Below are 4,142 nucleotides of genomic sequence, written 5' to 3' on the forward strand. Positions count from 1 at the left end.
CAAAGACGCATTGAGTTACTCCATGGTGAGATCTTTATCGAGACAGCAAAAGATGTCAGAAGATCATTCGTTGTAGATACGGTGCATGGAAGATTAACGGCGCTCGGAACACAGTTTAACGTGATGAATCAGCAACAGGATATCGAGCTTACCGTCTATGACGGTTCAGTGTCTGTTCATACCAATAACGACCACTATGTTGAACTTCAAGCAGGTGAAACCAGCCGTTTTAATGAAAGCCAGATAATGCCAAAACAAAATGCTGTAACTGCCCGACAGGCCTGGAGGCAGGGATTGTTAGTCGCAGAAGATATGACACTGCAGGAGCTAATTGCCGAGCTTAACCGTTATCAATATGGCTATATCAATATCTCTGATGAGGTTGCTCAGCTGAAAGTGTATGGCAGTTTCCCGCTAGCGGATACTGAACGTGTTTTGGCAATGCTCACCAGCGTTTTGCCCATACAGGCACGTCAGGTGTTTCCAGGGTGGATCATTCTGGAACCAATCCAGAGTTAAATTTCAATTTAATCAAATACCTACAGATTGTTTTCGTTTTATTTCAAATTATGGTTCCGGGTCTACACGCCTCATCCGTTTATATCTGTATCAACACTAAACTCGATGAGGTAAAACAATGGTGAAACCACAACGCCACACACAACCGGGTAAAAACCGATTTAAGCCACTGGCACTTTCGATCCATCTTATTGCTGCTGCCAGCATGGGGACGTTGCTGACACTACCTGCTGCACAGGCAGAAACAACTCAGTCAGTGGCTCAAGCCACGCAACAATTTAATATCCCCGCCGGATCACTAAGCCAGGTACTGGCCCGCTTATCTGCTCAGGCAGGAATCTATCTTGTGGGTGCTTCGGAATTAGCCAGCGGCAAGAGCAGTGATGGATTGCAAGGCAGCTATACCGTTGAAAATGCACTAAGCCATATTCTCAACGGCAGTGGTCTGGTCGCGGTGGCTCAGGGTGACAAAAGTTACGCTTTGCATAAAGCCAATCAGGATGATCAAAGCGTCACTTTATCGACCTTGCAGGTACAAGGTCTGGGTATGAATGGCTCTGCCGCCAATGCCTATCGGGTGGGTGATGTTTTCGCTGGAGCACTGGGAAACCTGTCAAAGCAAAATACGCCATTTACCATTGAAACTTACTCTGAAGATTACATTGCTAATCTGCAGGCACGTTCGCTGGGTGAGTTAACCAAATTTGATGCCGCTATCAGCCTCTCATCGAATAATTTGATAACGGAAAATAACGCATTTTCGATTCGCGGCATCAACCCGGATTTCGATACCGGACAGAAACTCGATGGAATGAATTTCCGCAGCCGTGCCAAAGACCTCCCTCTGGAACACCTTGAACGCGTAGAGATTCTGAAAGGTGCGGGCGGTTTCCTCTATGGATTTGGAGCTCCGGGCGGCATCATCAATTATGTGCTTAAACGGCCCACTGAAGAATTCGAAGCCAGTGTTTCCACGCAAATAATGGATAGCGGATTGCTAATGGCACACGGTGATGTCGGCGGTCGTGTCGGTCCAGATGGTATATTTGGTTACCGCGTTAATGTGGTCAGTGAGGCTGGTGACACCTATGTCGATGACGGTGAGTCCTACCGTAAATCAGCCTCTGTTGCCGTCGATTTACGTATTACGCCGGATCTGACCTGGCAGGCAGATGCACTGATATCTGAGCGTAAAAGCTATGGTGGTTATTTTTCAATTAGTCCTACTGACACAGTCGGCAGTGTTATAGATCCAATTGATGGTGATAAACGTCTTACACCAGACTGGACCCGTTACGAATCAGAACACATGACCACTGGCACTGATTTAATCTGGCAGCTGAACGATAACTGGAACAACAAGCTCTCCTATCGTTACTCCACCAGCTACCGCAACCCGCTGATGCCCATTTTGTACGTGGATGGCGATGGCAACTATTCCGCTACGCTCTTCAATTACAACAATTTATTTAAAAGCTACCATACACAAAATGTACTAAGTGGTGTCATTGAAACCGGCTCCGTTACCCATAACGTAGTTGCAGGCTTATCACATACCCGCACCGTTTCAGGTAATAGCACCGGTATCGGCCAGTTTCGGATTCCGTTGGGTTCAGGTAATTTGTCTTCACCTGTCGAATTTGAACGTCCGGTCGGACATCTTGATAAGGAAGATGCCACGTTTAATTATTATTCCAGAGTTACACGTAAAGAGGTATTTCTTTCCGATACCTTGAATGTCGGTGACAGTTGGGACTTTATTCTGGGAGCACGTTACGGCAGTATTGAAGATAAATATGGCGATTACAAAGAAAATGAAATCACACCTTCCATCGCAGCTATTTATCGGCCCGTCGAATGGATATCACTTTACGCAAGTTATGTTGAAGCCCTTGAACAAGGGGCGACAGCGCCGAATACCGCGCCCAATGCTGGTGAAGTCTTTGACCCGTTGGTCAGTAAACAATACGAGACCGGCATCAAGGTAGATTACGATAACTGGTCAGCCAATCTTGCGATATTCAAACTGCAAAAAGGGCTCACACATGAGGATGAGAATGATGTCTTCAGTCAGGACGGTGAAGCGCATTACGAAGGACTTGAACTCTCCACACAAGCCAAAATCAATCAACAATGGCTAGTTGGTGCCAGTGCAATGTGGCTGGATGCCACCAACCGAAAAACTACTGATAAAAGTCTGGAAGGAAACCCCGTTCATGGTGTCGCTGATAAACAATTTCGTTTATACAGTGAATATCAGGTGCCCAATAAACAGCTGACCTTCACCGGCGGCGCGCAATATACCAGCCAACGACCGCTGGATACGGCAAACCAATGGCATGTCGGGTCAGTGACGTTGTTTGATTTGGGCGCTCGCTATGAAATTGAGCTCAACAAACAACTACTGACACTGCGGCTGAACGTTGAGAACCTGACAGATAAAGCCTATTGGCTAACCTCTGCAGGCAGCTCCAGTATTGCTCAAGGTGCACCTCGTACCATCAAATTGGGAGCCCAACTAGACTTTTAATATTTACAAATAGCCCGGCAGTAATTCACTGCCGGGACTTTCTGCATAAAATGAAAAAAGCATAAATCTATCCTGCTTTGCTTTTTTTAAACATGACCGACAAGCGTTTGGTATTTAACTGATAAATGGTTTTAGCAAAAGCTTGAGTTTTCTCACGGTTCCCGGCTGAACATCATTCATCCTAATCAAGTTTGCTGTATCCTGCCTTGAATTTGTGTAAAAAATAATCAAAATAGTGGCTTGTTGTGTTTACACGCAGCAAGCTGTTTTCGTTCAGGAACCCCCATGTTTTTCAAAAGAGCCCTATTACCGATTTCATCGTTGTTCTTCTCGATCTCGCTGTTAGCAACGGGTTACGGTTTATTGATGACATTCATTGGCATATTTCTTAAACAGGAAGGTCTCAATGAGGGCGCCATCGGCTTAATCAATTCCGCTTTTTTCCTGGGCGCGATGTTAGCCGCAATTTTCAGTCAAAAACTCATCGTTACCGTAGGTCACGCACGTAGTTTTTCGGCTTTTTCTGCGATTATGGTCATGGCATTTTTAGGGCACGCCTTATGGTTTGATCCCTGGTTTTGGGCCACATTACGTTTGGTATCCGGTTTTGCCTTTTACGCCATGCTGATCGTATTAGAAAGTTGGCTCAATGAAAAAAGCTCCTCTGAAGACCGCGGCAAAATCCTCGCAATATACACCATCGTATTCTTCCTGGCATTGGCATTAGGTCAATTGCTATTAATACTGGAGATGTCATCCAATACGATTTTCATTCTGGGTTCCATTCTGGTGCTCTGGTCGCTGGTATTGGTCGCGGTGACACGTGTCACGCAACCTGTATTAAAGCCCTTTGAACGTTACAGCATGCCAAAATTATTATCTATAGCCCCTTTGGCATTGGTGGGGAGCTTTATTGGTGGAGTGTTTGTTGGCGCGTTTTACACCATGCTACCGCTGTACGTCTTAAATCTATTTGATCAGCCTAAGGTGGTCTCATTGTTTATGACGATTACCATTCTGGGCGGGCTGATGGCGCAATTGCCTGTGGGCATGTTATCGGATCGTTTAGGCCGTCGGAAAATGCTGGCCTGGT

General features: G+C 45.9%; 3 protein-coding genes. All 3 read left to right on the forward strand.

All coding sequences use genetic code 11. From position 1 onward, the window contains the following. Positions 1-519 (forward strand): FecR family protein (locus B3182_RS02935; protein ID WP_292751467.1); only part of this gene is annotated, 519 nt, incomplete at its 5' end. A 118-nt stretch (positions 520-637) separates the two neighbouring features. Beyond that, the gene (locus tag B3182_RS02940) at positions 638-3,049 is read left to right on the forward strand and encodes a TonB-dependent siderophore receptor (RefSeq protein ID WP_292354018.1); all 2,412 of its coding nucleotides are present in this window, start codon (positions 638-640) and stop codon (positions 3,047-3,049) included. A 285-nt stretch (positions 3,050-3,334) separates the two neighbouring features. Further along, positions 3,335-4,142: MFS transporter (locus B3182_RS02945; RefSeq protein ID WP_292751470.1), on the forward strand; the 808-nt coding region annotated here is incomplete at its 3' end.

The sequence above is a fragment of the Methylophaga sp. UBA4204 genome (genome assembly GCF_002379485.1).
Classification (GTDB): domain Bacteria; phylum Pseudomonadota; class Gammaproteobacteria; order Nitrosococcales; family Methylophagaceae; genus Methylophaga.

Excerpts from the sequence above, each read along its gene's own strand:
- B3182_RS02940 (WP_292354018.1), top strand. The coding sequence starts at position 638 with ATGGTGAAACCACAACGCCACACACAACCGGGTAAAAACCGATTTAAG.